The sequence below is a fragment of the Flavobacterium branchiarum genome (assembly GCF_030409845.1).
GTDB classification, from domain to species: Bacteria; Bacteroidota; Bacteroidia; order Flavobacteriales; family Flavobacteriaceae; genus Flavobacterium; species Flavobacterium branchiarum.
Genome location: NZ_JAUFQQ010000005.1, coordinates 1,783,411 through 1,809,002 on the forward strand (window position 1 = coordinate 1,783,411; position 25,592 = coordinate 1,809,002).

General features: G+C 35.9%; 20 protein-coding genes, 2 tRNA genes and 3 rRNA genes. 5 read left to right on the forward strand and 20 right to left on the reverse strand.

The features are described 5' to 3' along the window. Positions 1-190 precede the first annotated feature (190 nt). The 3 genes from QWY99_RS19660 to QWY99_RS19670 form a co-directional block, all read right to left on the reverse strand. Positions 191-1,228, reverse strand: coding sequence for an NADP(H)-dependent aldo-keto reductase (locus QWY99_RS19660; RefSeq protein ID WP_290267411.1), 1,038 nt, complete (start codon positions 1,226-1,228; stop codon positions 191-193). Positions 1,229-1,467: 239 nt separating this feature from the next. After that, complete coding sequence (locus tag QWY99_RS19665; RefSeq protein WP_290267412.1) at positions 1,468-2,409, reverse strand: OmpA family protein; 942 nt, start codon at positions 2,407-2,409, stop codon at positions 1,468-1,470. Between the two features lie 163 nt (positions 2,410-2,572). After that, entirely contained in the window at positions 2,573-3,337 is a 765-nt protein-coding gene (locus tag QWY99_RS19670; RefSeq protein ID WP_290267413.1) for an exodeoxyribonuclease III, read from the reverse strand. Between the two features lie 118 nt (positions 3,338-3,455). On the opposite strand from QWY99_RS19670, the gene QWY99_RS19675 reads away from it, so the two are divergent. Next, positions 3,456-5,258: a GNAT family N-acyltransferase gene (locus QWY99_RS19675; RefSeq protein WP_290267414.1), complete on the forward strand. Its 1,803-nt coding sequence runs from the start codon at positions 3,456-3,458 to the stop codon at positions 5,256-5,258. A gap of 65 nt (positions 5,259-5,323) precedes the next feature. Here the strand turns inward: QWY99_RS19675 and QWY99_RS19680 are convergent, their stop codons facing one another. The 3 genes from QWY99_RS19680 to QWY99_RS19690 form a co-directional block, all read right to left on the reverse strand. Continuing rightward, a complete protein-coding gene (locus tag QWY99_RS19680) occupies positions 5,324-5,710 on the reverse strand; it encodes a DUF2752 domain-containing protein (protein WP_353960593.1) in 387 nt (128 codons plus the stop codon). Positions 5,711-5,762: 52 nt separating this feature from the next. Beyond that, a complete protein-coding gene (locus QWY99_RS19685) occupies positions 5,763-6,140 on the reverse strand; it encodes a DUF4234 domain-containing protein (RefSeq protein ID WP_290267415.1) in 378 nt (125 codons plus the stop codon). Between the two features lie 198 nt (positions 6,141-6,338). Further along, the gene (locus QWY99_RS19690; protein ID WP_290267416.1) at positions 6,339-7,283 is read right to left on the reverse strand and encodes a 2-hydroxyacid dehydrogenase; all 945 of its coding nucleotides are present in this window, start codon (positions 7,281-7,283) and stop codon (positions 6,339-6,341) included. A 170-nt stretch (positions 7,284-7,453) separates the two neighbouring features. On the opposite strand from QWY99_RS19690, the gene nhaA reads away from it, so the two are divergent. Further along, positions 7,454-8,605, forward strand: coding sequence for a Na+/H+ antiporter NhaA (gene nhaA, locus QWY99_RS19695; protein WP_290267417.1), 1,152 nt, complete (start codon positions 7,454-7,456; stop codon positions 8,603-8,605). Positions 8,606-8,668: 63 nt separating this feature from the next. Here nhaA and proC read toward each other — a convergent pair whose 3' ends face one another. The 8 genes from proC to QWY99_RS19735 form a co-directional block, all read right to left on the reverse strand. Then, positions 8,669-9,445, reverse strand: coding sequence for a pyrroline-5-carboxylate reductase (gene proC / locus QWY99_RS19700; RefSeq protein ID WP_290267418.1), 777 nt, complete (start codon positions 9,443-9,445; stop codon positions 8,669-8,671). A 111-nt stretch (positions 9,446-9,556) separates the two neighbouring features. Further along, positions 9,557-10,963: a magnesium transporter gene (gene mgtE / locus QWY99_RS19705; RefSeq protein ID WP_290267419.1), complete on the reverse strand. Its 1,407-nt coding sequence runs from the start codon at positions 10,961-10,963 to the stop codon at positions 9,557-9,559. Further along, complete coding sequence (rsmA, locus tag QWY99_RS19710) at positions 10,953-11,732, reverse strand: 16S rRNA (adenine(1518)-N(6)/adenine(1519)-N(6))-dimethyltransferase RsmA (protein WP_290267420.1); 780 nt, start codon at positions 11,730-11,732, stop codon at positions 10,953-10,955. The genes mgtE and rsmA overlap by 11 nt, the downstream gene beginning before the upstream one ends. Before the next feature lie 77 nt (positions 11,733-11,809). Beyond that, a complete protein-coding gene (locus QWY99_RS19715) occupies positions 11,810-12,121 on the reverse strand; it encodes a DUF4286 family protein (RefSeq protein ID WP_290267421.1) in 312 nt (103 codons plus the stop codon). Between the two features lie 81 nt (positions 12,122-12,202). Beyond that, positions 12,203-13,981: a tetratricopeptide repeat protein gene (locus QWY99_RS19720; RefSeq protein WP_290267422.1), complete on the reverse strand. Its 1,779-nt coding sequence runs from the start codon at positions 13,979-13,981 to the stop codon at positions 12,203-12,205. A 72-nt stretch (positions 13,982-14,053) separates the two neighbouring features. After that, positions 14,054-15,325 carry a serine--tRNA ligase gene (gene serS, locus QWY99_RS19725; RefSeq protein WP_290267423.1) on the reverse strand — a complete coding sequence of 424 codons (1,272 nt, stop codon included), beginning with the start codon at positions 15,323-15,325 and terminating at the stop codon, positions 14,054-14,056. 365 nt (positions 15,326-15,690) lie between these two features. Further along, complete coding sequence (locus QWY99_RS19730) at positions 15,691-16,230, reverse strand: DMP19 family protein (protein WP_290267424.1); 540 nt, start codon at positions 16,228-16,230, stop codon at positions 15,691-15,693. 87 nt (positions 16,231-16,317) lie between these two features. Next, a complete protein-coding gene (locus tag QWY99_RS19735; RefSeq protein WP_290267425.1) occupies positions 16,318-16,473 on the reverse strand; it encodes a hypothetical protein in 156 nt (51 codons plus the stop codon). A gap of 493 nt (positions 16,474-16,966) precedes the next feature. On the opposite strand from QWY99_RS19735, the gene QWY99_RS19740 reads away from it, so the two are divergent. The 3 genes from QWY99_RS19740 (at position 16,967) to QWY99_RS19750 (ending at position 19,056) form a co-directional block, all read left to right on the forward strand. Continuing rightward, a complete protein-coding gene (locus QWY99_RS19740; protein WP_290267426.1) occupies positions 16,967-17,869 on the forward strand; it encodes a PhzF family phenazine biosynthesis protein in 903 nt (300 codons plus the stop codon). Positions 17,870-17,990: 121 nt separating this feature from the next. Then, positions 17,991-18,335: an ISAon1 family transposase N-terminal region protein gene (locus tag QWY99_RS19745; protein ID WP_290267427.1), complete on the forward strand. Its 345-nt coding sequence runs from the start codon at positions 17,991-17,993 to the stop codon at positions 18,333-18,335. Then, complete coding sequence (locus QWY99_RS19750) at positions 18,328-19,056, forward strand: ISAon1 family transposase (RefSeq protein WP_290267428.1); 729 nt, start codon at positions 18,328-18,330, stop codon at positions 19,054-19,056. The genes QWY99_RS19745 and QWY99_RS19750 overlap by 8 nt, the downstream gene beginning before the upstream one ends. Positions 19,057-19,171: 115 nt before the next feature. On the opposite strand, the gene rrf is transcribed toward QWY99_RS19750, so the two are convergent. The 6 genes from rrf to QWY99_RS19780 form a co-directional block, all read right to left on the reverse strand. Then, positions 19,172-19,281: ribosomal RNA gene (gene rrf, locus QWY99_RS19755) — 5S ribosomal RNA — on the reverse strand. A 155-nt stretch (positions 19,282-19,436) separates the two neighbouring features. Beyond that, positions 19,437-22,322, reverse strand: a 23S ribosomal RNA gene (locus QWY99_RS19760). Between the two features lie 200 nt (positions 22,323-22,522). Beyond that, a tRNA-Ala gene (locus QWY99_RS19765) sits at positions 22,523-22,596 on the reverse strand. Between the two features lie 88 nt (positions 22,597-22,684). Further along, positions 22,685-22,758 (reverse strand) — tRNA-Ile (locus tag QWY99_RS19770). A gap of 120 nt (positions 22,759-22,878) precedes the next feature. Continuing rightward, a 16S ribosomal RNA gene (locus tag QWY99_RS19775) occupies positions 22,879-24,392 on the reverse strand. Together the 16S, 23S and 5S rRNA genes with 2 tRNA genes alongside form the textbook arrangement of a ribosomal RNA operon. Before the next feature lie 913 nt (positions 24,393-25,305). Beyond that, positions 25,306-25,533 (reverse strand): CDGSH iron-sulfur domain-containing protein, encoded by a 228-nt coding sequence (locus QWY99_RS19780; protein ID WP_129540459.1) that lies wholly within the window; start codon positions 25,531-25,533, stop codon positions 25,306-25,308. Positions 25,534-25,592 lie beyond the last annotated feature (59 nt).

The window sequence follows — 25,592 nt, forward strand, 5'->3', positions numbered from 1 at the left end:
ATCCCGATACACATTTAATAGTGTATCGGGATTTTTACTTTTAATCTGTTATAGAAAATAGTCTCAAGATTTTTAAAATTCTTTCAGCGCCATTACTTTTGTAAAACCGCGTTATCCGAGTCCCTTTATAGACAATCTATGACTGAAAACTATAACATGCAGGAAAACTGAGACCGAGACTGAGACTAAACTACGGTGCTGGATCTGGAATTACTGCGTGAACTGCATTGATTTCGGCAATAACTTCTTCTGATAAGGTAAGATTAATAGAATCTATATTTTCTTTTAATTGTTCCATTGTTGTTGCTCCAATTATTGTACTCGTAACAAATGGTTGCTGATTAACAAAAGCCAGTGACATTTGTGCAAAATTCAAACCATGTTTGTTTGCGATTTCTTGATACATACGAGCCGCTTTTGTACTTTGCTCGCTACTATATCTTGTATATTGTGGAAATAAACTTATTCGTGAATTTGGATGTTTTTCTCCTGATAAGAACTTACCTGATAATACTCCAAATGCCATTGGTGAATAAGCCAACAAACCTACGTTTTCTCTCATACAAACCTCAACAGAAGCATTCTCGAAAAGGCGGTTTAATAACGAATATGGGTTTTGAATTGTCTTAATACGTGGCAGATTATTATATTTGTTCTCTTCTAGAAAACGCATAATTCCCCAAGGGTTTTCATTAGAAAGTCCTACGTGCTTGATCTTACCTTCTTTTATAAAACCTTCCATCGTTTGTAGAACTTCATGGATATTATCTTCCCATGCGTCATCTTGGATTTTAAGTCCGCGTTGTCCAAAACAATTTGTTTTGCGTTCTGGCCAATGTAATTGATATATATCTACATAATCCGTTTGTAATCGTTCCAAACTTTTGTCTAATGCATATTTTAAACTTGCTGGTGAAAAATCTATTTTCTCACGCATATAAGAGAAATTATCATTTGGTCCGGCAATTTTGGTTGCCAAAACAACATCTTCTCTTTTTCCTGATTTTTTAAACCAGGTTCCTATAATTTTCTCTGTGCTTCCGTAAGTTTCTTTACTTGCAGGAATCGAATACATCTCGGCAGTATCAAAAAAATTAACGCCTTGTTCTAAAGCGTAATCCATTTGTGCATGTCCTTCGGCTTCCGTGTTTTGTTGACCAAAAGTCATCGTCCCTAAGTTGATTTTACTTACTTTAATATCAGTGTTTGGAATTGTGGTGTATTTCATTTTTATGAGGTTCTAAGTTGCTAAGGCGCTAAGTTTGCCTTTTCCGAATTATAATGTCTCAAAGGTACAAAGGGAATAAAGAATAGGAAATAAGACAAAGGTTAAAAAAGGTACAAAGTTGTGTTTAGGAGGTTCAAAGTTGCAGAGAAACAAAGGGAAAGAGGTTTTCTAGCTTATTCAATAAAAAAAGGTCCAAAGCTAAAAACTCTGAACCTTTGTTTCTTAGAACCTAAGCGACTCTAGTTAATACTATTCAACATATCAGCAATTTCATCTAATCTTGGTGTTAAGATGATTTCGATTCTACGGTTTTTAGCTTTTCCTTCTGGAGTTGCATTGCTTGCCAATGGTGAGAATTCTCCACGACCAGCAGCTGTTAATTTTTGTTTGTTGATTTTACTATTTTCACTCAAGATTGCTACAATTGCAGTTGCTCTTTTGGTTGATAAATCCCAGTTGTTTGCGATTACTCCTGAACCAACATACGGATCATCATCTGTATGTCCTTCGATTAGTACTGAAAGATCTGGATTGTCTCCTAATACTTTTCCTAATTCTACTACCGCTTTTTTACCTTCTGTTCCTACTGACCAGCTTCCTGAATTAAAAAGTAATTTGTTTTCCATCGAAACATATACTTTCCCGTTCTTTTGCTCTACTGTCAATCCTTTTCCTTCAAAACCATTCAATGCTTTCGAAAGGGTTTCTTTTAGCTTTTTCATAGCCTCTTCTTTAGCGGCTATTAATGCTTCTAATTCATTTAATCGTTTTGCTGTTTTATCTAAACGTGCTTGTTCTGCTGCCAATGCTTTTCCTTTAGCCTCTAATTGCTCTAACAACTCACGGTTTTTATTCATATTGTTTTTTAAAGCATCATCACTATTTTTCTCTAGTGCATTGTACGAGTCTTGTAAAACTTTTAATTTGTTTTGTGCAGCAGCATAATCCGCTTTTTGCTTTTCTAATTCTGCTTTGGTTGCACTAAGGCTTTTATTTAATCCGTCGCGATCTAACTCTAATTGATTTTTTGCTTTAAGCAAATCAGCATTTTCATCAGATATTGAACGGTTTTCTTTTTTTAAATCGGCAAATTTTGTTTCTAAATCATTGTAAATTTTTTTAGATACACATGATGTTGTAAGTACTAATACCAATAATCCGATTGAGGCTTTTTTAATCATTTTTAATTGTGGTGTTTATTATTTGAGATACTATTATTTTATGTTATTACAGTCAATAGCCCTGATTGAAGCGAACTGACGGAGTAAATAGCTCCTAAGTAAATTTTACTCAGAATCGCAATATAAGCTTAAAATTGATGTATAACTAACAATAATGATACCATTAATCTTCGATTTCGACTAAAACTGGGCAATGATCCGAATGTACTGCATCTGGTAATATGACAGCTCGTTTTAATTTATGTTGCAATGTATCGCTAACTAAATTATAATCAATCCTCCATCCTTTATTGTTTCCTCTTGCTCCTGCGCGGTAACTCCACCAAGAATAATTGTGAGGCTCTTTGTTAAAATGACGAAAACTATCTATAAATCCTGTTTTCATGAAACCATCTAACCAAGCACGTTCCGCAGGTAAAAATCCTGAAACAGTTTTGTTACGAACTGGGTCATGAATATCTATTGCCTCGTGGCAGATATTATAATCTCCACAGATAATAAGGTTTGATATTGTTTTTTTAAGCTCATTAATATAGGTCTGAAAGTCATCCATGAACATAAATTTATGATCTAATCGCTGAATATTTGTTCCAGACGGAAGATATAAGCTCATTACAGAACAGCTATCAAAATCTGCTCGAAGGTTTCTTCCTTCAAAATCCATGTGCTCGATTCCAGTTCCGTAAACTACATTATTTGGTTTTATTTTTGAAAGGATGGCAACGCCACTATATCCCTTTTTTGTAGCTGGATAATAATACTGATATGGGTAACCTGCTTTGGTAATATCGTCTACAGGAATTTGATCTTCTGTGGCTTTAATCTCCTGAAGACAAATAACATCCGGATTAGCATGTTGCAACCAATCGATAAATCCTTTTGAAATTGCTGCACGAATTCCGTTTACGTTATAAGAAATAATTTTCATTACAATTTTGTTTTATGTATTTCAAATGTAATAAAAAAGCGGAAAGTTTGGGTAAGAAATAAGGAAAAGTAGAGTTTTTTGTTATCTTTGTTTCCTGCTCTAAAAAAACAAATTGTACATGGGTTTAGTTACCGCGAAAGAAGTTGCCAAGGCAATAAATGTTGACAAGTACGGGGTTCTAGGTACTTTCTCTGGTTGGGTCCTCATGAAGGTGCTAAAGATATCGACCTTGAATAAGGTATACGATAGGAACAAACATTTGGAAGATGTTGCCTTTTTGAACGGAATTTTAGATGATTTACAAATCAAATTTGAAATTCCAGAAGAAGATTTAAAACGATTACCTAAAGAAGGTGCTTATATTACTATTTCAAACCACCCTCTTGGTGGTATTGATGGTATATTATTGCTAAAATTAATGCTTGAAAGAGAGCCTAATTTTAAAATTATTGCCAATTTCTTATTACACCGTATTGTTCCGCTTAAAAAGTATATCATGCCTGTAAATCCTTTTGAAAATCATAAGGATGCCAAATCAAGCGTAGTAGGAATTAAAGAAACTTTTCGTCATTTAAGTGATGGAAAACCTTTGGGTATTTTTCCTGCCGGTGAAGTTTCTACTTATAAAGATGGAAAATTGGTCGTTGACAAACCTTGGGAAGAAGGTGCTATTAAATTAATTCGAAAAGCCAAAGTTCCAGTTGTTCCTATATATTTTCATGCCAAAAACAGTAAATTATTCTATTGGCTTTCTAAAATAGATGATACATTACGTACAGCAAAATTACCATCGGAGTTGCTTACTCAGAAAGATCGTGTTATTAAGGTACGTATCGGTAAACCTATTTCGGTTAACGAACAAAACGAAATTGAATCTTTTGAAGATTATTCAGAATTTTTAAGAAAGAAAACATATATGCTAGCTAATCCTTTTGAAAAGGAGCACAAATTGCTAGATACTGCCAACTTAAAAATTCATAAAAGCCCAAAACAAATTGTTACTCCTGCAAACGGAAACAAAATAAATGCCGAGGTTGAAGCTTTAAGAAGTACTGATTGTAGATTACTACAAAGTAAAAACTACGAAGTCTTTTTTGCTTCTGCTAAAAACATTCCGAATATATTACACGAAATTGGACGCTTACGCGAAATTACTTTCCGTGAAGTTGGTGAAGGTACAAATGAGCCTATCGATATTGACAAATACGATCAATATTACCACCATATGTTTTTATGGGATGATGATGCCAAGAAAATTTCTGGAGCTTACCGTATGGGACTAGGTTCTGAGATTTATCCTAAATACGGAATGGATGGTTTTTACCTAAATGACCTTTTTAGATTCGAACCAGAACTTCATGATATGATGCATAAATCTATCGAAATGGGTCGTGCTTTTATCATTAAGGAATACCAACAAAAACCAATGCCTCTTTTCTTATTATGGAAAGGAATCATTCATACAACGCTACGTTACCCTGAACACAAATATTTACTTGGTGGCGTAAGTATTAGCAATCAATTTTCTGATTTCTCAAAATCATTGATGATTGAGTTTATGAAATCAAATTATTACGATCCTTATATCGCTCAATACATTCACCCTAAAAAAGCATACAAGGTAAAACTGAAGGATGCTGATAAAGACTTTATTTTTGATGAAGCTGAATCAGATTTGAATAAGTTTGATAAAATTATCGACGAATTAGAACCTGGAAATTTACGTTTGCCTGTTTTAATTAAAAAATACATCAAGCAAAATGCACGTGTTGTTGCTTTTAATGTTGACCCATTATTCAACAATGCTATCGATGGTTTAATGTACATTCGTATTGCCGATATTCCTGAAAGCACTATGAAACCAGTTATCGAAGAATTCCAAATAGAATTGGAAAGAAAGCTAGCTGAGAAAGACGATTAAATCTTAGCTCATATATAAAAACAAGAATCCCGTTTCATAAAATTTGAAACGGGATTTTTTATGTTTTAAAACCAAATTGATTGTTGCAATATGGAATCGAAAGAATTGTTATTTACAAAAAAAATGATTCTTATAAAATGATAAATCGCTAGAAAGATTCCCAATCCATAAGCCAACTTTTTATTGTATAAAAGCGTATTGAAATATTCTTTTTTTGTAATTAACTCAGTTACCAACACTATAATAGTCACCCAACAAAAAGCAATAACAAAAGGACCTAATATATGGTAACTAACCGATTTATAAAGATCTCCTTGGTAAAAATAGACTAATGATTTAGTAATTCCACATCCAGGGCAAGGAAAGCCCGTGAGCATCTTAAAGGGACAAAATGACTGATCCGTTTCTAAATGATCATTATGATTATTTAACATTAAAAAAAACGGAACCATCAGTGTAATTACTGCACCGATAATTCCGTAAATCTTACGTTTTGTTCTGTTATTAATTGTATAGTTTGTTGATATCACCTTGTACTATCATTGCTGCAACCATAGGGAAAACCAACCCTAAAAAAATTAATAAAATAGATTGATCTTTTTGAGGCTCGCCAGTTCTTTCATAAACTTTAGGTAATGCTTCTCTTCCTGCTAGATAATAAAAATAAATATTAACAGGCATACAACAACCTGCAAAAATTGCAACAGGCTCCGATATAACAACTTTGCCTGAAACAGCATTAAGAACTTCAGCTACTTTTATATTCCAATAAATCAAATATAATCCACAAGTTAAAAAACTAAAAAGCAATACCATAATAGGATCTACTTTAAACACAGGGATCGGATCATTAAAATTATTCGACGTTTTTTGTAATTCCATTTTTTGTTTTTGAATTGGTTAATTCCTACTCTTTGGATTTTCGGTTACTCCTGAAATTTAAAAAAAACTACCTAAGGTATTTCGTTCAAAAAAATCAGCGACAATATTATTGAAAATTAATAACAAAAACTAATTATCATTTCAATATTTAGAAGAAAAAACTCGTTATTAAATTCAAAAAAAACTAAAACTAAATCCTTACAAACAAACCGCTTTAATCTTGTCAACAATCACCTGTGCTAAGCGTTCATGACTCTCAAATGTCCAACCAGCAATATGTGGCGTTAAGATTACCTTTCTTCCGTCTAATAAATACTGAAAAGCTTCTGGAGTATTCTTATCCTGAAATAGTGTTTCGAAAGATAATTTCTCATATTCCAAAACATCCAAACCTGCTCCAAGCACTTTACCCGATTCCATAGCAACTACCAAATCGGCAGTCACAATGTTTTTCCCTCTTGAGGTGTTGATAATCCAAATTGGCTTTTTGAATCCGTTGATAAATGTAGCATCTACCATTTTATCCGTTTCTGGTGTCCACGGAATATGTAAACTCAACACATCGGTTTTTTCTTGAAGTTCTTTTAACGAAACTTGCTTGGCATTTTCATCACCTACATTATCTTGAATATCGTAACATAAAACTTCTACATCAAAACCTCTTAGCTTTTTCGCAAAAGCTTTACCCATATTCCCATAACCTATAATACCTACAGTTTTACCATCAAGTTCATGACCTCGGTTGCTTTCTCTATTCCATTGTCCCGAGCGTATTTCGCTATCAGCAAGATTCAGCTTATTAAAAAGAGAAAGAATCATTCCTAATGTGTGTTCAGCAACTGCATTGCGGTTTCCTTCGGGAGCAGCAATAAGTTCAATATCTTTAGATAAGGCATAATCGCAATCAATGCTTTCTAAGCCTGCACCAACTCTTGCTATAAATTTCAAATTAGTCGCTTTATCAATAAATTGCTTGTCTATTTTAAAACGACTTCTAATTACAATCCCTTGATAATCCTGAATTTTTGCTTCAATTTCTTCTTTAGTAGAAGTAAAATCTGCATGGTTTTCGAATCCTGCTTCTTGCAATTGTTCCCATAGAATTGGGTGATTGCTATCGATATGTAAAACTTTAATTGGCATGAAATTATAACTTAAATTAGACAAACAAAGTAACAAAAAAAATATGGGTTATACCCTTTCCTAATTAAATTGAACGTACCAAAACTGCCCTAAAAACCAATATTTGCTACTTTATTCGTTATATTTTTTTTAACTTTGAAAATAATGCATTTTTAACCTTATTCCAAAAAATGAAATTAACAAAAACATTTAAAGCCTTTTTTCAAAGTGAAAAATCTGGTGGGCTGCTCTTACTTTTCGTAACGCTACTTTCTCTTTTTCTTGCAAACTCTATATTTCAAACGGACTATATTGCTTTTTGGGAAACCAATATCGGACATCACTCAATAACTCATTGGATAAATGATGGTTTGATGACTATATTTTTTCTTTTAATAGGATTAGAATTAGAACGTGAAATTTATCAAGGTGAATTAACCAGTATAAAAAATGCTTCTTTACCCATTTTTGGTGCTTTAGGCGGAATGTTAGTTCCTGCTGGAATATTTTTATTACTAAATTTTGGAACTGCTACACAAAATGGAGCTGGAATCCCAATGGCAACCGACATTGCTTTTGCTATCGGAATCTTATCTCTTTTAGGAAACAAAGTACCTTCTTCGCTTAAAGTCTTCCTTACCGCTCTTGCTGTAATCGATGATTTAGGTGCTATTATAGTTATTGCATTGTTTTACACTACAAGCATATCTTTTATAAACTTAGCTCTTGCTTTTGGTGTTTTAGGAGTGTTATTTATTTTTAACAGAATGAAAGTTCACAACCTATTTGTTTATTTGATTGGTGGAGTTATCATGTGGTATTTCATGCTTAATTCTGGTGTTCACGCTACAATAACAGGTGTTTTACTTGCTTTTGTAATTCCGTTTGGAGATGGTAGTAAAAATACTTCTTCTTATAAACTACAGCACTTTTTACACAAACCAGTCGCGTTTTTTATCTTACCGTTATTTGCTTTGGCCAATACTTGTATCGCTATTAACTCTGACTGGCACGAAGGATTAAGCCATCCTAATGCATTAGGAATTATTATAGGCTTGGTAGTTGGAAAACCATTAGGAATAACCTTATTTGCTCTCTTAGGCGTTACATTAGGAGTTTGCACACTACCAAAAGATCTGAAATGGTCATATGTTATAGGTGCTGGGATGCTAGGCGGAATTGGATTTACAATGTCTATCTTTATCACCTTGCTTGCTTTTGATGAGCCAGAGGTAATTACTTTTTCTAAAATAGCCATTTTGCTTGCCTCTTTCATAGCAGGATTATTAGGCTTCGTTTACCTAAAATTCTCTCTTTCAAAGAAGAAAGTGAAACACGCTTAAAATCAAAAAAGGACTTTCAGTTTAAAACCGAAAGTCCTTTTTTTATAAGTCTTACTTTAAAGATTACCCTTTAATTTGTTTCAGAGAAGTTTTAATACCTTTTATTAATGATGAACTAAAACCATTGTGTTCCATTTCATTCAAACCAACTATCGTACAACCTTGTGGCGTAGTTACTCTATCGATTAACTGTTCTGGGTGTACTTTCTCTTCTAATAACATCTTAGCGGCTCCTTTTACAGTTTGTGCTGCAATTGCCAATGCTGTCTGAGAATCAAATCCTATTTCGATACCCGCTTGCATCGAAGCACGAATATATCGCAACGCGTAGGCTGTACCGCAAGCTCCTAAAACAGTTGCTGCATCCATTAATTTTTCATCAATAATTGGAGCAGTTCCTAAATCTTCAAATAAAGAAACAACAGGCAGTGCTTGTGTTCTGTCTTTTTCACTAAACGAAATACAGGTAGCCGATTCTCCAAATTGCGCCGCAATATTAGGCATAATTCGAACCACATGATGTTGTTGATTGGTTTTATCCTGAAGTACATCTATTGCCAAACCACTTACTGCAGAAGCAATTGTTTTATTAGAAATTACTGGAAGAATTTCAGCCAAAACTGTATCAACCTGATAGGGCTTTATAGTCAGAACAATCAGATCTGCTTCTTGTATGTTGTATTTATTATCAGATGAAACCGTAATGTCTAATTCTTGCAAATACAAAATATTAGCTGTATTTCTTCTGGTAATAGTAACTTGATTGTTCTTTGAAAATTTTGCAATTCCTAAGGCTATAGAAACCCCAAGGTTCCCTCCTCCTATTATGTGTACTTTCATTCTGGTTGTAATTTATAGTTTTTTGGTTGTTTTGGTTCAATAGTTTGAGCCTTATTAGAACTCTAAAAGCATAAATATAGTGGTTAGTTATATTTAAGTTCATGCTAATTTTTATAATAACTTACCTTTTAATAGTAAAGATGCAATCGAAAAATAAATAACTAATCCCGTTACATCTACCAATGTAGCAACAAATGGTGCCGATGAAGTCGCTGGATCCAACTTAAGTTTCTTTAACATAAATGGTATCATCGAACCCGAAAGTGTTCCCCATAATACAATGAATAATAAGGAAATTGAAACTGTCATTGCAACAAAAAACCAATGAGCTCCATATTCATAAAAACCTGATTTTTGCCAAATCATAATCCTTACAAATCCTACAATTCCTAATATAGAACCTAATAAAAATCCAGAAGCAATTTCTTTTTTCATTACATACCACCAGTCTTTTAGCGTCAATTCTTTTAGTGCCATAGCACGAATAATAAGCGTTGCTGCTTGCGAACCTGAGTTACCTCCACTAGAAATAATAAGTGGTACGAATAATGCTAAAACTACTGCCTTCTCTATTTCGCCTTCAAAAAAGCCCATTGCAGATGCAGTAAACATTTCTCCAATAAATAAAACTACCAACCAGGTAGCTCTTTTTTTAACCATTTCAAAAAGAGTTGTTTCTACATATGGTAATTCAAGCGCTTCTAAACCTCCAAATTTCTGAATGTCCTCTGTATCTCTTTTTTCTATTTCTTCCCTAATAACATCGATAACGTCATCAATAGTAATACGACCTACCAAACGTCCTAGTTCATCTACAACAGGAATTGCCTCTAAATCGTACTTTTCCATGATACGTCCTACTTCGACATCTGGAGTACTTACATCCACATAATGCAGCTTTTTAATATAAACTTCACTAACTGGAGTTCTTGTAGAAGTAGTTAATAAATCTTTAAGTGACAAACGTCCTTTTAATCTATCCTCATCATCAACTACATAAATAGAATGCACTCTAGAAATATTTTCTGCCTGAATTCTCATTTCTTTCACGCAAGTAAGTACGTTCCAATTTTCATTGACTTTTACTAACTCTTTGTGCATGATACCTCCGGCAGTATCCTCTGCATAACGTAATAAATCAACAATGCCCTTAGCATGTTCTACGTCTTGAAGTTCTGATATTACTTCGGCTTTTCTATCTTTCGATAACTCACCAATAATATCAGCTGCGTCATTTGTCTCTAATTCATCAAGCTCCTCCGCAATCTCTTTTGGCGAAAGCCTACTTAATATATTCTCACGCAAATCTTCATCTAATTCTAGAAGAATCTCTGCGGTTTTCTCACTATCTAATACTTTAAATATGTATGTTGCTTTATCGAAATCTAATTCATCTAAAATTTCGGCAATATCAGCATGGTGAATATCATTCAGTAAAACTTCCAATTGCTTGTCGTTTTTACTCTGAATGAGTCTTTCTAATTCTTGTATTAGACCTTCGCTGATTTTAAACTCCATCGGCTTCTATTTTTTGAGTTAATGCTATAAATTCTGCCACGCTAAGTTGTTCCGGACGCAAATCAAAGATAGTATCTTCTCTTAGTTTGTCTGATAAATTTAACGTTTTCAAACTGTTACGTAACGTTTTTCTACGTTGTTGGAACGCTGTTTTCACAACTGTAAAGAATAACTTTTCGCCACAAGGCAAACTGTAGTCTTCTTTTCGGGTCATTTTCATAACACCCGATTTCACTTTGGGGGGCGGAATAAATACATTCTCATCTACTGTAAACAAGTACTCAGTATCATAAAAGGCCTGTGCTAAAACCGAAAGTATTCCGTAAGCTTTTGATCCTTTCTTTTCGCAAATACGTTGCGCGACTTCCTTTTGGAACATTCCAGAAAATTCAGGAATCTGGTCACGGTATTCAAGAGTTTTAAAAACAATTTGAGTCGAAATGTTATATGGAAAATTCCCAATTATAGCAAATTGCTTCTTCTCAAAAACTTCATTTATATCATACTTCAAAAAATCTTTTGAAATAATTTTATCTTTTAATTTTGGATAATTCTCATCCAGATACGTTACCGATTCCGTATCGATTTCGATAACATAAGTATTAATTGGTTTTTCCAACAAGTATTTTGTCAGCACACCCATTCCTGGTCCAATTTCAAGAACCTCTTCATATCCTTTTAAACTTAACGTATCTGCGATTGCCTTAGCGATGCTTTCATCTTTCAAGAAATGCTGTCCGAGATGTTTTTTGGCTTTTACTTTTTCCATTGTATTTTTTAAATTCTTAGATTATTGCTCCATTAGATTATTCGAAATATCGAACTATCTAAAAATTAAATAATCTATTAATGATCTGAGATAAACTCTAATTCTGTTCTAAAAGAAAGCATCTTATCTCCGAATAATCGCAATGCCTCCTGACTAAAATCTAGTTCATCTTCAAGATAATATTTGTCTAAGGTTTCTTTACTATCAGTTACATATTGAACCGAATAAGTAATTCCCCCCATTTCTTCATCTACTAAAACTTTCACAATTCTTGCAGATGAAAACTTTCCTGTTGCTAAAACTTCAGGAATATGTTTTTGTTGCATCCAATTTAACCATTGGTCATGCACACTTTCATGTATGTTTGTGGTAATGTTGTAAATAATCATTCTTTTTGATTTTTATATCATTAGACTCCTTAGATTGTCAGAATTTTAAAACCCAACAATCTGACAATCCAATAATTCTCTTTATAAATTAGTATCGCCTCTTAATTCCCTATATCTCTTTCTGGCATCTACAAAATAAATACTGTCCTGATGGTTAAAAATTACTTTCTCGTATAAAGCTTTGGCCTTTTCTGTATCCTTCAATTTCTTATTATAAATCTCTGCCGAAAAAAACAAAGCTTCATCAATATAAATTCCGTCACTATGCTGATCGATAATCAATTGATATTGGCTTAAAGCCGAATTATAGTCGCCTAAGTCTTCGTAAATTTGCCCTAATCGAAGCAAAGTTACGGCTTCTATTTCTTGTCCTTTAAAAGTTTTCAATATATTTTGAAATTGAGCTATTGCATCTTGGTTTCTATTTTGGTATATAAGATAGTCTCCCTTAGCGAATTGCTTCAAAGCAGTCTGAGTAGAATCTGCTACAGTGTTGTCATTTATCAATAGAAAATACTCCAAAGCATCGTTTGCAATCAACTGTGTACTAGCAGCTTTAATCGCTTTAAATTGTTTTAAAGCCCATGCAAAATCAGTTTTAAAATAACTAGTTTTAGCCGCTTTTAAACTCGCTTCATGAGCTATAACATCATTTTTTAAATCCAATTCTATCTGCGAATAATAAATTAATGCCTGATTAAATTTTTCTTCAAAAAGTAAAATATCAGCCAATTCCATCTTCGCTTGAGCTTGCTGATAGCCATTAAGTTGCAATTCAAGTGCTTTTTTTACTATTACTTTTGCTTCTTCTGGTTTCTTTAAGTCAAAAGCCAAAAAGTGAGCGTAAATTAACTGCAAGGATAAGGTAGAGGGACTTATATCATAAGTTGTAAGCAAAGCCTGAAGTTCCGTATTAATCGATGGATATTCTTTTTCGGTAGCCTTCTCAATTTTCATTTTATACAAATAGGTATTGGCCTGCACCAGCATCTCTATATCTTTAGTGTTTTCTAAAACAAAAGTCAAAATTTCTTTAGCTGCTTCAGGATCATCATCATCAATAGCAAATTGAGCCAGATTAATGATACTCAAAAGTGATTCGGGATTACGTTTATAAATGGCCTTTTCTTGAATAAATGCTTTTCCAAATTCTTTTTGTTGCACATAAAACCAACTCAAGTAGCGATTCCAAAAAACATCTTGTTCTTTTTGAGTTCTTAAAATAAGGGCTTTTCGCAATGCATCGTTAAACGTTGTATCGACTTCATCGGCCATAAATCTTGATAACTGACTCTGAATAAGTGGTGTGTTTTGTTGATTGGTATAAGACTCTGCTAATAATGTATCAATCATCATATCAGTCTTACCCATTTGTCCGTACAACAAACCAATTTGAAAATTAAAATTGTAACTCGGCTGAATTTTAGATGCCTGTTGATAGGCTTTTAGAGCATATTCTAGTAATACTTTCTTCTCAAAAGAATTAGCTATTCCAAATACTTCATTCGGACTTGTTATGATCTTATCCAAAGCCTCATCGTAGTATTTTTTGGCTTTAGCTTCATTTTTTTGCAATTGAAAATTATATCCCAATTCAATTAAAACAGTACCTTGCTTGTACTTATTAAAACGGTTTTGAATAATTTTTTCTGCTACATCAAACTGTTGTAATTGCTGATAGCATTCAATTGCTCTATAAAAATATTGTGTATTCGAAGGATAATTATCCAATAATTCCTGATAGCTGATTTTAGCTTTCTCAAAATCACCTTTATCATAATAGTATTGCGCTAACTGCTCATTTTGAGCAAAGGCAAAAGCAGACCACAACAAAACGATATAGATAAAAAGATTCTTCATATTCAGTTTTTAAGTTGTAGTCTTAGTAAACAGTCGCAGCTCTGAAAACTGCGACTGAAAACCAAATACTAATTAATCTATAATGTCAAATCCACAGTATGGACGTAATACTTCTGGAATTACGATTCCTTCTGGCGTTTGGTAATTTTCAAGAATTCCAGCAAGAACTCTTGGCAATGCCAATGAACTTCCGTTTAATGTATGTGCTAATTGATTCTTTCCGTCTTTATCTTTAAAACGTAATTTCAAACGATTTGCCTGAAAAGTTTCAAAGTTAGAAACTGAACTAATTTCTAACCAACGGTCTTGTGCTGTAGAAAAAACTTCAAAATCATATGTTAGCGCAGCTGTGAAACCCATATCACCACCACACAAACGTAAAATTCTGTATGGTAATTTTAATTCTTGTAAAATAGTTTTTATGTGCTCAACCATTCCGTCAAGCGCTGCATAAGAATTATCTGGATGCTCAACACGTACAATTTCAACTTTATCAAATTGATGTAAACGATTTAATCCACGTACATGCGCTCCATAAGAACCTGCTTCACGACGGAAACAAGGTGTATAAGCTGTATGTAATACTGGCAATTCATTTTCTGTTAAAATAACATCACGGAACAAATTCGTTACAGGAACTTCGGCAGTTGGAATTAAATATAAATCATCAATAGTCGAATGATACATTTGCCCTTCTTTGTCTGGCAATTGACCTGTACCGTAACCTGAAGCCTCATTTACCAAATGCGGTACTTGCACTTCATTATATCCAGCAGCAGTATTTTTATCTAAAAAATAATTGATTAAGGCACGTTGTAATCTGGCTCCTTTTCCTTTATAAACAGGAAATCCAGCACCAGCAATTTTTACACCAAGCTCAAAATCGATAATATCATATTTTTTTACCAAATCCCAATGTGGTTGTGCACCTTCATGCAACACTGGAATTTCTCCTTCTTCGAAAACATTCAAATTCTCTTCTGGAGTTTTTCCTGCTGGAACAATATCCGCTGGAAGATTTGGTAATGCATATAGTTTGTTAGTCAAATCTTGCGTCAAAACATCTGCTTTATCTGCTAACTCTTTACTTTTTTCTTTTAATACAACTGTTTTCTCTTTTAAGATAGCGGCTTTAGATTTCTCACCCGCTTTCATTAATTCACCAATATCTTTGGATAATTTATTAGATTCAGACAAAATGTTATCCAACTCAACTTGAGTTGCACGACGTTTTTCGTCTAGTTGCACCACTTCTTCAACAGCGCTCTTGGCATCGATATTTCGTTTTGCCAAAGCGGTGATTACTTTCTCCTGATTCTCTCTAATAAATGCGATTTGTAACATAGCTTAAATTTTGTAACTATTGTATTTTTATATTAAGGAAGCAAATTTAAGGAAATGTTTGCTAAGAATTGGACAAAGTTTAACACTAAAGACAATTTCTTACTTATAAAAACAAATTATTAGATTAAAGTTACTATACTTAGTTGCACAAAGACAACACAAAGACATACAAAAGTTTAGTTATACAGAGAAATAATACTTAATCCTCCTGAGCCGAGTCGAAGGATCACATAGTTTAAAGCAATATAATTCCAATCACTTTACAGCATCATTATTCTCAAATCTCTCTTTCTTCTTGTATCTGCCTTCTCTCTTCTACAAAAAATCTTTGCCCCTTTTGCTTCTCTGAACCTCTGAGCCTTCCCTTAAACCCTTTTAATTTCGTGTCCTACAAACTCTTCCAAAGTAGCAAACATATCATCTACCGAAAGAACTTCTAAATCAGGATGCGATTTTAAAAATCCAGCGTTAAGTGCGACCAGATTCTCTTCTATTTCATAAAAAGTATCATTATTAAGCAAATCTCTTATTGGGTTTACACCTTCTAATTTCCCTTTCAAGAATTTATTAAGTTTTACACTGCTCATTAATTTTACTTTTTTGCTTTGTTGCTGAAATAACTCCAAATGTTTGTCGGCACCTAGCAATGCCAAACCTTCTTCAATTAATTCATTTAATTCTGCATTCCAACTTGAATTATATACAAATTGAGCAAAATTCCCTTCTGTATATTGTGAAGTATAATAATCTAAATAATAACTCATTAAAGCATCTTCATGAATCAGGTCATCATCAATTTTTTCCTCACGCATTAAATTAATTACCGAAATATTTGAGTGAATTACATCTTGAAGATTTTCACTATTCATTGCCGTTTCAGAAATTATTATTCTACCGAATTCCATCTTATTTTGTGTTTTAGATTTTTGTTATGCAAATTTCAGTTAAATAAAAACAGAAAAGAAATACAATGTAATTTATATGACATTATATTAATCACTATTCTTCTTTTCGTTCATTTTTGCAACCAAGGCTTTCAATCGTAATGCTTTTTCTTTCTTCTCTTCTTGAATTTTAGCCTTTTTACGATTAAGCAACTTGGTATGCAAAGCCTTGTTTTTGGTGTTTTTCTCAGGTCCTTTAGCCATAATATAAACTCTTCTTAATTGTGCTACAAAGATAAAAAACAAATAGCAGAGATAAATTACAAACCTGCGCAATTATGAAGTTTAGTCATTGTTATACAAATTTAAATAAATACACTTTTCAAGACGTGCCCTTCGTAAACTCCAGGTCGGGCTATTCACTCCAAGTCCTCGCACTTCCTCCGTCAGGCTGTGGGCTATCCGTTACTATCCCTCACGCAACGAAGCCATTATTAACCAATCCAAAAATTAAAACTTAATCCCAATAAGAGGCAAACCCGATTTTCTTAATACAACTGTTCACAACAAAATAAAAGAATAGAAAAAACCTTTCATAGTAAATGTCGATTAATTTGACTAATTTGTGCAGAATAGACTATATAAATGAGTCACAAAGATTAAAAAAAGGTTAACGGGACATAAATGTTTATTGGAAAGAAACAAATAAATATAAACACCATAATTGGTTTGACAAAATATCAATAAAATACTAGGGATGAAAGACAGAATAACATTAGAATATTATGTTTTAGATGTGTTTTCCAATACAAGTTACAAAGGAAATCCATTATCAGTAGTTTTTACTAATGGAGATTTAGAATTAGGAGTATATAAAAATATAGCAAAAGAATTTGGATACTCAGAAACATCATTTGTTTATTACTCTAAAGAGCAAAAAGCATTGAATGTACGTTCGTTTACGCCAATGGGTTTTGAAATAGATGGTGCAGGGCATAACTTACTAGGAGCCGTTAGTGGAGCATTATTAAAAAAGTTACCAATCTTTGATGAACAAGATGAAAACAATCGTTTTGCAATCATGAAACATTCACCAATACGATTAACAGCAAGTTTTGATTCGGATACCCAATATCCTATTGTACAAATGCATCAGAAAAAGGCTGTTGTTAAACATCAAATCCCAACCTATAAAATAGCAATAGCACTTGGTCTCAAAATTGAAGATTTAGAAGTTAATATGCTTGTTCCAACGGTCGTGCAAACAGAAGTTGCACACGTAATGGTTCCAATTCGAAATACTCAATTACTCAACAATTGCACACCAGACAGTTCACTATTAATCGAAATTTCAAAAGAATATCAATTTGAAGGATTTTATTGTTTTACCATTACCGAAGAACATGAAGACAATATTGTTGAAGCTCGCTTTTTTAATCCTATAATCGGAATACATGAAGACGCGGCAACAGGAACTGCTGCTGGCCCTTTAATTGGTTTCTTAACAAAAGAGAAATATACACAACCAAATAAAGAATATAAGATCTTACAAGGCGTAAAATTAAATCAACCTTCCATAATTGAAGTAATGAGTAGAGAAAATGATACTTTGGTTGGAGGATCTTCTGCAATAACAATGTGTGGAGAACTTTATATTTAGAATTTACTGAAGAAAATTATTGATTACATCTTATTCAGATTATCTAATCTTTTTGGGTCAAACAAAAAACTTGGGGACAAATGTTTAAAAAGCTAAATTTGCAACATTAAAAAAAACTATTTTGGATTTAGAATTAGCTATATATTTTTTACCTCAAGGAATACTAGATTATTTTGATATAGTTTCGCATAAACTAGAAAATGAAGTGATCCATTTTTATCTTGAAGAAAAAAATGTCCTTCCTCAAGAATACAAAACAGAATTAGCCAAATCGAAAGGTTTTCTACCAGAAATTACAGTTGAAGACTTTCCTCTTAGAGGTAAATCAGTATTGCTACATATAAAAAGAAGAAGATGGACATTGATTAAATCCAATGAAATAATTAAACGAGATTGGGAAATTGTTGCCAAAGGAACACGAATTACAGCTGAATTCGCGTCTTTTTTAAAAGGTATCATTGGATAAAAATCCTGTAAGCGCAAGTAAATTTGGTAGCTATTACAATACTGATGGCAAAAAGTTGCAATATCTTTATAAAAATCATTTGAGTGATTTCAAGCTCTGGTCACAAAAACAACATGCTAAACAATGGTTGCTCTTTGGTAAAAACCTAGGAATGTACCTCAGTTTAGATGAAACTTCACTTTCCAATGGAGAACTCTATACTGTATTAACTAATAAAGCAGCTAAAGGAAAAAAAGGAGCTATAGTGGCTATTGTAAAAGGAACTAAGGCTGAAGTAATAATAGAGCTATTAAACAGAATACCTCCCTCTAGAAGAGACATGGTTAAAGAAGTAACTGTGGATATGGCTTCAAACATGAATTTAATAGTTAAAAAATGTTTCCCTAAATCTCGAATTGTCACTGATAGGTTTCATGTACAAAAACTAGCTACTCAAGCTGTTCAAGAGGAGCGAATAAAATTAAGATGGGAGATTATAGAACAAGAGAATATTCAATACGAAAGAAGTAAAAATACAGGAAAACCATACAGTCCAGAACTACTCTCAAACGGAGATACTAAAAAACAGCTTTTAGCACGCTCTAGATATGTATTGTTTAAAACTCCAAACAAATGGACGACTTCACAAGCCCTTAGAGCACAGCTATTATTTGAATTATATTTTTGCTTAACCCCAACTTTTACACTTGATCCAAGATTGAGGCAATACGGGATTCTTTAAAAACTGTCTTGCGTTAGTTTCTTGCGGAGATTCTTCGTGCCTCAGAAAGACAAGATTGTGTACGACAAAATTGGGCAAAAAAAAAGCCCTGTTTCGTTAGAAACAGGGCTTTAAAGAAAGGCGACGACATACTCTCCCACATAACTGCAGTACCATCTGCGCAGGCGGGCTTAACTACTCTGTTCGGGATGGGAAGAGGTGAGCCCCGCCGCAATAACCACCTTAAGGTCGTTAGTTGCTTTGGACAACTTTTCAATTGTTAATTATTAATTGTTGATTATTAATTATCAAGTGAACAATATCTTAACACACTGAGATAAAGAAAAAATATAATTTATTTAGAAAGTTTCTCCCCCACACCGTAGTGTGGGGAAAAGGGTGTACATAAGCTTACGGATTATTAGTACTACTCGACTATGACATTACTGCCTTTACATCTATAGCCTATCAACGTGGTCATCTCCCACGATCCTTAAAAGAAATCTCATCTTGTGGTGGGTTTCGCGCTTATATGCTTTCAGCGCTTATCCCTTCCAAACGTAGCTACTCTGCGGTGCTCCTGGCGGAACAACAGATACACTAGAGGTTTGTCCAATTCGGTCCTCTCGTACTAGAATCAGATCCACTCAAATTTCTTGCGCCCACAGTAGATAGAGACCGAACTGTCTCACGACGTTCTGAACCCAGCTCGCGTGCCACTTTAATGGGCGAACAGCCCAACCCTTGGGACCTTCTCCAGCCCCAGGATGTGACGAGCCGACATCGAGGTGCCAAACCCCCCCGTCGATATGAGCTCTTGGGGGAGATCAGCCTGTTATCCCCGGCGTACCTTTTATCCTTTGAGCGATGGCCCTTCCATGCGGAACCACCGGATCACTATGCTCTACTTTCGTACCTGATCGACCTGTATGTCTCTCAGTCAAGCTCCCTTATGCCATTGCACTCTACGCACGGTTACCAAGCGTACTGAGGGAACCTTTAGAAGCCTCCGTTACTCTTTTGGAGGCGACCACCCCAGTCAAACTACCCACCAAGCAATGTCCCCCGCAATCACGGGGTTAGGCCTCAGATAAACAAAGGGTTGTATTTCAACAATGACTCCACAACGCCTAGCGACGCCACTTCACAGTCTCCAACCTATCCTACACATCATTTATCCAAGGTCAATACTAAGCTATAGTAAAGGTGCACAGGGTCTTTTCGTCCCACTGCGGGTAAGCGGCATCTTCACCGCTACTACAATTTCACCGAGCTCATGGCTGAGACAGTGTCCAGATCGTTACACCATTCGTGCAGGTCGGAACTTACCCGACAAGGAATTTCGCTACCTTAGGACCGTTATAGTTACGGCCGCCGTTTACTGGGGCTTCAATTCAATGCTTCTCCGAAGATAACATCTCCTCTTAACCTTCCAGCACCGGGCAGGTGTCAGGCCCTATACTTCATCTTACGATTTTGCAGAGCCCTGTGTTTTTGATAAACAGTCGCCTGGACCTCTTCACTGCGGCCAGCATTGCTGCTGGCGACCTTTCTCCCGAAGTTACAGGTCTATTTTGCCTAATTCCTTAGCCATGAATCTCTCGAGCACCTTAGGATTCTCTCCTCAACTACCTGTGTCGGTTTACGGTACTGGTACTAATTACCTGAAGTTTAGAGGTTTTTCTTGGAAGCCCTTAGGCACACTATCTCTTCAACCGAAGTCTCCGAGTACTATCGTATTTCCCCAAGCCGTGTGGATTTGCCTGCACAGCTTATAGGTAGGTACTTCAACGAACTATTCCGTCAGTTCGCGGCGCTTTCATCACTCCGTCACCCCATCACAGTAATTAGTAGTACGGGAATATTAACCCGTTAGCCATCGACTGTCCCTTTCGGGTTCGCCTTAGGACCAGACTAACCCACAGCTGATTAGCATAGCTGTGGAAACCTTAGTTTTTCGGTGTGCGGGTTTCTCGCCCGCATTATCGTTACTTATGCCTACATTTTCTTTTCTAACCAGTCCAGCATACCTTACGATACACCTTCAACCCTGTTAGAATGCTCCCCTACCACTTACAGCATAGCTGTAAATCCATAGCTTCGGTAATATGTTTATGCCCGATTATTATCCATGCTCGTCCGCTCGACTAGTGAGCTGTTACGCACTCTTTAAATGAATGGCTGCTTCCAAGCCAACATCCTAGCTGTCTGGGCAGACAAACCTCGTTCTTTCAACTTAACATATATTTGGGGACCTTAGCTGATGGTCTGGGTTCTTTCCCTCTCGGACTTGGACCTTAGCACCCAAGCCCTCACTGTTGTGAAACATTATATAGCATTCGGAGTTTGTCAGGAATTGGTAGGCGGTGAAGCCCCCGCATCCAATCAGTAGCTCTACCTCTATATAACTTTATGCACAACGCTGCACCTAAATGCATTTCGGGGAGTACGAGCTATTTCCGAGTTTGATTGGCCTTTCACCCCTACCCACAGGTCATCCGAAGACTTTTCAACGTCAACCGGTTCGGTCCTCCACTGTGTGTTACCACAGCTTCAACCTGCCCATGGGTAGATCACACGGTTTCGCGTCTAACACTACTGACTAAAGCGCCCTATTCAGACTCGCTTTCGCTACGGATCCGTGGCTTAACCACTTATCCTTGCCAGCAACGTTAACTCGTAGGCTCATTATGCAAAAGGCACGCCGTCACCCCACGAAAGGGCTCCGACCGCTTGTAAGCGTATGGTTTCAGGATCTATTTCACTCCGTTATTCACGGTTCTTTTCACCTTTCCCTCACGGTACTGGTTCACTATCGGTCTCTCAGGAGTATTTAGCCTTAGCGGATGGTCCCGCCAAATTCAGACAGGGTTTCACGTGCCCCGCCCTACTCAGGATACCACTATCCTTTACACTCATTACCTATACGGGACTATCACCCTCTATGGTTCTACTTTCCAGTAGATTCTAATTCTTTGTGCAAGAAATCTCGTGGTCCTACAACCCCAATCATGCCGTAACATGGTTGGTTTGGGCTAATCCGCGTTCGCTCGCCACTACTTACGGAATCACTTTTGTTTTCTTCTCCTCCGCCTACTTAGATGTTTCAGTTCAGCGGGTTTGCCCACCTATCGGTGTACTATGTCTTCAACATAGTGGGTTGCCCCATTCAGGTATCTACGGATCAATTCGTGTGTGCCGATCCCCGTAGCTTTTCGCAGCTTATCACGCCTTTCATCGCCTCTGAGAGCCAAGGCATCCCCCATACGCCCTTATTTTGCTTATTGTACCAATCATAATTTAATATGACCGTTTTTTTTTGTTTTTATATTTTGTATTGTTACTCAATAAAAACGCTTTCTACTTTTTATTATTTTCTTATCTCAATATGTCAATGAACTTTTTCTTTTTAGATTAAGAAAATAGAGATTAGAGTATAGACTTAATCTATATTCTTTTTTTCTATATTCTATCTTCTTAAAGATAGTGGAGAATAACGGAGTCGAACCGTTGACCTCCTGCGTGCAAGGCAGGCGCTCTAGCCAGCTGAGCTAATCCCCCATTTTTAAAATGATGATGAATTATGAGTTATGAATTCGCTCATAAATGCTCAACTTCTAAAATTTCCTTTTATTTAAGTTTTAAATAGTAGTCCCGGGCAGACTCGAACTGCCGACCCCTACATTATCAGTGTAGTACTCTAACCAGCTGAGCTACGAGACTCTGTTTTACTTAAATTTATTATTTGAACTAACAGCAGAGTAATATAATCTTTAGAGATGAACCTTTAGTATCTTTCGTCTTCATTCCCTAGCGTGCATATAGCTAACACTAAGGCTCTAGAAAGGAGGTGTTCCAGCCGCACCTTCCGGTACGGCTACCTTGTTACGACTTAGCCCTAGTTACCAGTTTTACCCTAGGCAGCTCCTTGCGGTCACCGACTTCAGGCACCCCCAGCTTCCATGGCTTGACGGGCGGTGTGTACAAGGCCCGGGAACGTATTCACCGGATCATGGCTGATATCCGATTACTAGCGATTCCAGCTTCACGGAGTCGAGTTGCAGACTCCGATCCGAACTGTGACCGGTTTTATAGATTCGCTCCTGGTCGCCCAGTGGCTGCTCTCTGTACCGGCCATTGTAGCACGTGTGTAGCCCAAGGCGTAAGGGCCGTGATGATTTGACGTCATCCCCACCTTCCTCACAGTTTGCACTGGCAGTCTTGTTAGAGTTCCCGACATGACTCGCTGGCAACTAACAACAGGGGTTGCGCTCGTTATAGGACTTAACCTGACACCTCACGGCACGAGCTGACGACAACCATGCAGCACCTTGTAATTTGTCTTGCGAAAAATCTGTTTCCAAATCGGTCAAACTACATTTAAGCCTTGGTAAGGTTCCTCGCGTATCATCGAATTAAACCACATGCTCCACCGCTTGTGCGGGCCCCCGTCAATTCCTTTGAGTTTCATTCTTGCGAACGTACTCCCCAGGTGGGATACTTATCACTTTCGCTTAGCCACTGAGATTGCTCCCAACAGCTAGTATCCATCGTTTACGGCGTGGACTACCAGGGTATCTAATCCTGTTCGCTACCCACGCTTTCGTCCATCAGCGTCAATCAATTAGTAGTAACCTGCCTTCGCAATTGGTATTCCATGTAATCTCTAAGCATTTCACCGCTACACTACATATTCTAGTTACTTCCTAATAATTCAAGTTTAGCAGTATCAATGGCCGTTCCACCGTTGAGCGATGGGCTTTCACCACTGACTTACTAAACCGCCTACGGACCCTTTAAACCCAATGATTCCGGATAACGCTTGGATCCTCCGTATTACCGCGGCTGCTGGCACGGAGTTAGCCGATCCTTATTCTTACAGTACCGTCAAGCTGGTTCACGAACCAGGGTTTCTTCCTGTATAAAAGCAGTTTACAATCCATAGGACCGTCATCCTGCACGCGGCATGGCTGGATCAGGCTTGCGCCCATTGTCCAATATTCCTCACTGCTGCCTCCCGTAGGAGTCTGGTCCGTGTCTCAGTACCAGTGTGGGGGATCTCCCTCTCAGGACCCCTACCCATCGTAGCCTTGGTAAGCCGTTACCTTACCAACTAGCTAATGGGACGCATGCTCATCTTTTACCGTTGTGACTTTAATTGCTGAATGATGCCATTCTGCAATGCTATGAGGTATTAATCCAAATTTCTCTGGGCTATCCCTCTGTAAAAGGTAGATTGCATACGCGTTACGCACCCGTGCGCCGGTCTCTGCTCCCGAAGAAGCATACCCCTCGACTTGCATGTGTTAAGCCTGCCGCTAGCGTTCATCCTGAGCCAGGATCAAACTCTTCATCGTATATTTTTTATATTATATTGCGACTCAGATTCTATCGGTTATATTCAAATCTTGCGATTCTATTACTCTTTATTATTTGTTTCGAAATCTCTTTCGAAACGGCTGTCAATTCAATATGTCTAAGAACTTTCTCTTTATTTTTGTATCACTTGTTTCTCAAAGCGGGTGCAAAAGTAATGAACTCCTTTTTAACTGGCAAGATAATTTTGAAGTTTTTTTTAGAAATTTTTATTTCTAATTTTCTTCTCTAATCTTAGCAGTATTTCAAGGAACTTCGCTTCTTTTGCGGGGTGCAAATGTAACTTTCGTTTTCCAAACTCACAAGCTTTTTTTAATCTTTATTTTTAAAACTTTCGTTTCTATTTTTGATTGTTTGCTTGTCAGTATTTCAGTGAACGTCTTGTTTGTTGCGGGTGCAAAACTACCACCTTTTTATAGATAAACAATACTTTCCGCTTGTGTTTTTGCGTTTATTTTGAGTTTATTTCTTAATGTATTGATAACACTATATTTACGATTTGGTTGTTTTTGAGTTTCGTGAGTATTTTCGGTAGCTGTTTCTTGGTGATGCCCATTTTTAGTGGGATTCTCGCAAAGACGCAAAGACGCAAAGCTTATTATATTGTCGTTAAATATGTCGTTTATCCTCTATTTTACCCCTCCTAGCCCTGATAGAAGCGGAAATCCTTGCCCTTTTTTCTTTAAAAAGGACAAGATTGAAGCGCATAGCAGGTAAAAGCTCCTAGAAATAGGTGTGCTTATTAGTTTTTATTGTTTCATACTATATATAGTATACTTCGATACCTAAATATATAAAGTAGAAAAGTCTCCTTATATATATGATAGGTATATATAAAGAAGAAGCCTTCTCAATATGAGAAGGCTTCTTGTAATTTGCTTGAGAATAGAATTCTTAGTTTGTTTTCATTGGTGGTAAATCGAACGCTTTTGATTCGTGTTCGAAATTGTTACGGTGTGCTCCATCGCAGAATGGTTTGTTTGATGACAATCCGCAACGGCAAAGTCCTAATGCTGCTCTTCCTTGTAATCCGTACACTGTACCTTCTGAATCCATTATTTCGAAATCACCCTCTATCTTTATAGATCCGTTTTTATTAATTATCAACTTTGTCTTACTCATAATGCTCTTTTCTTTTTTTGCTCAAAGATTGCAAAATAATTTTCGAAGGTTTTGCATCG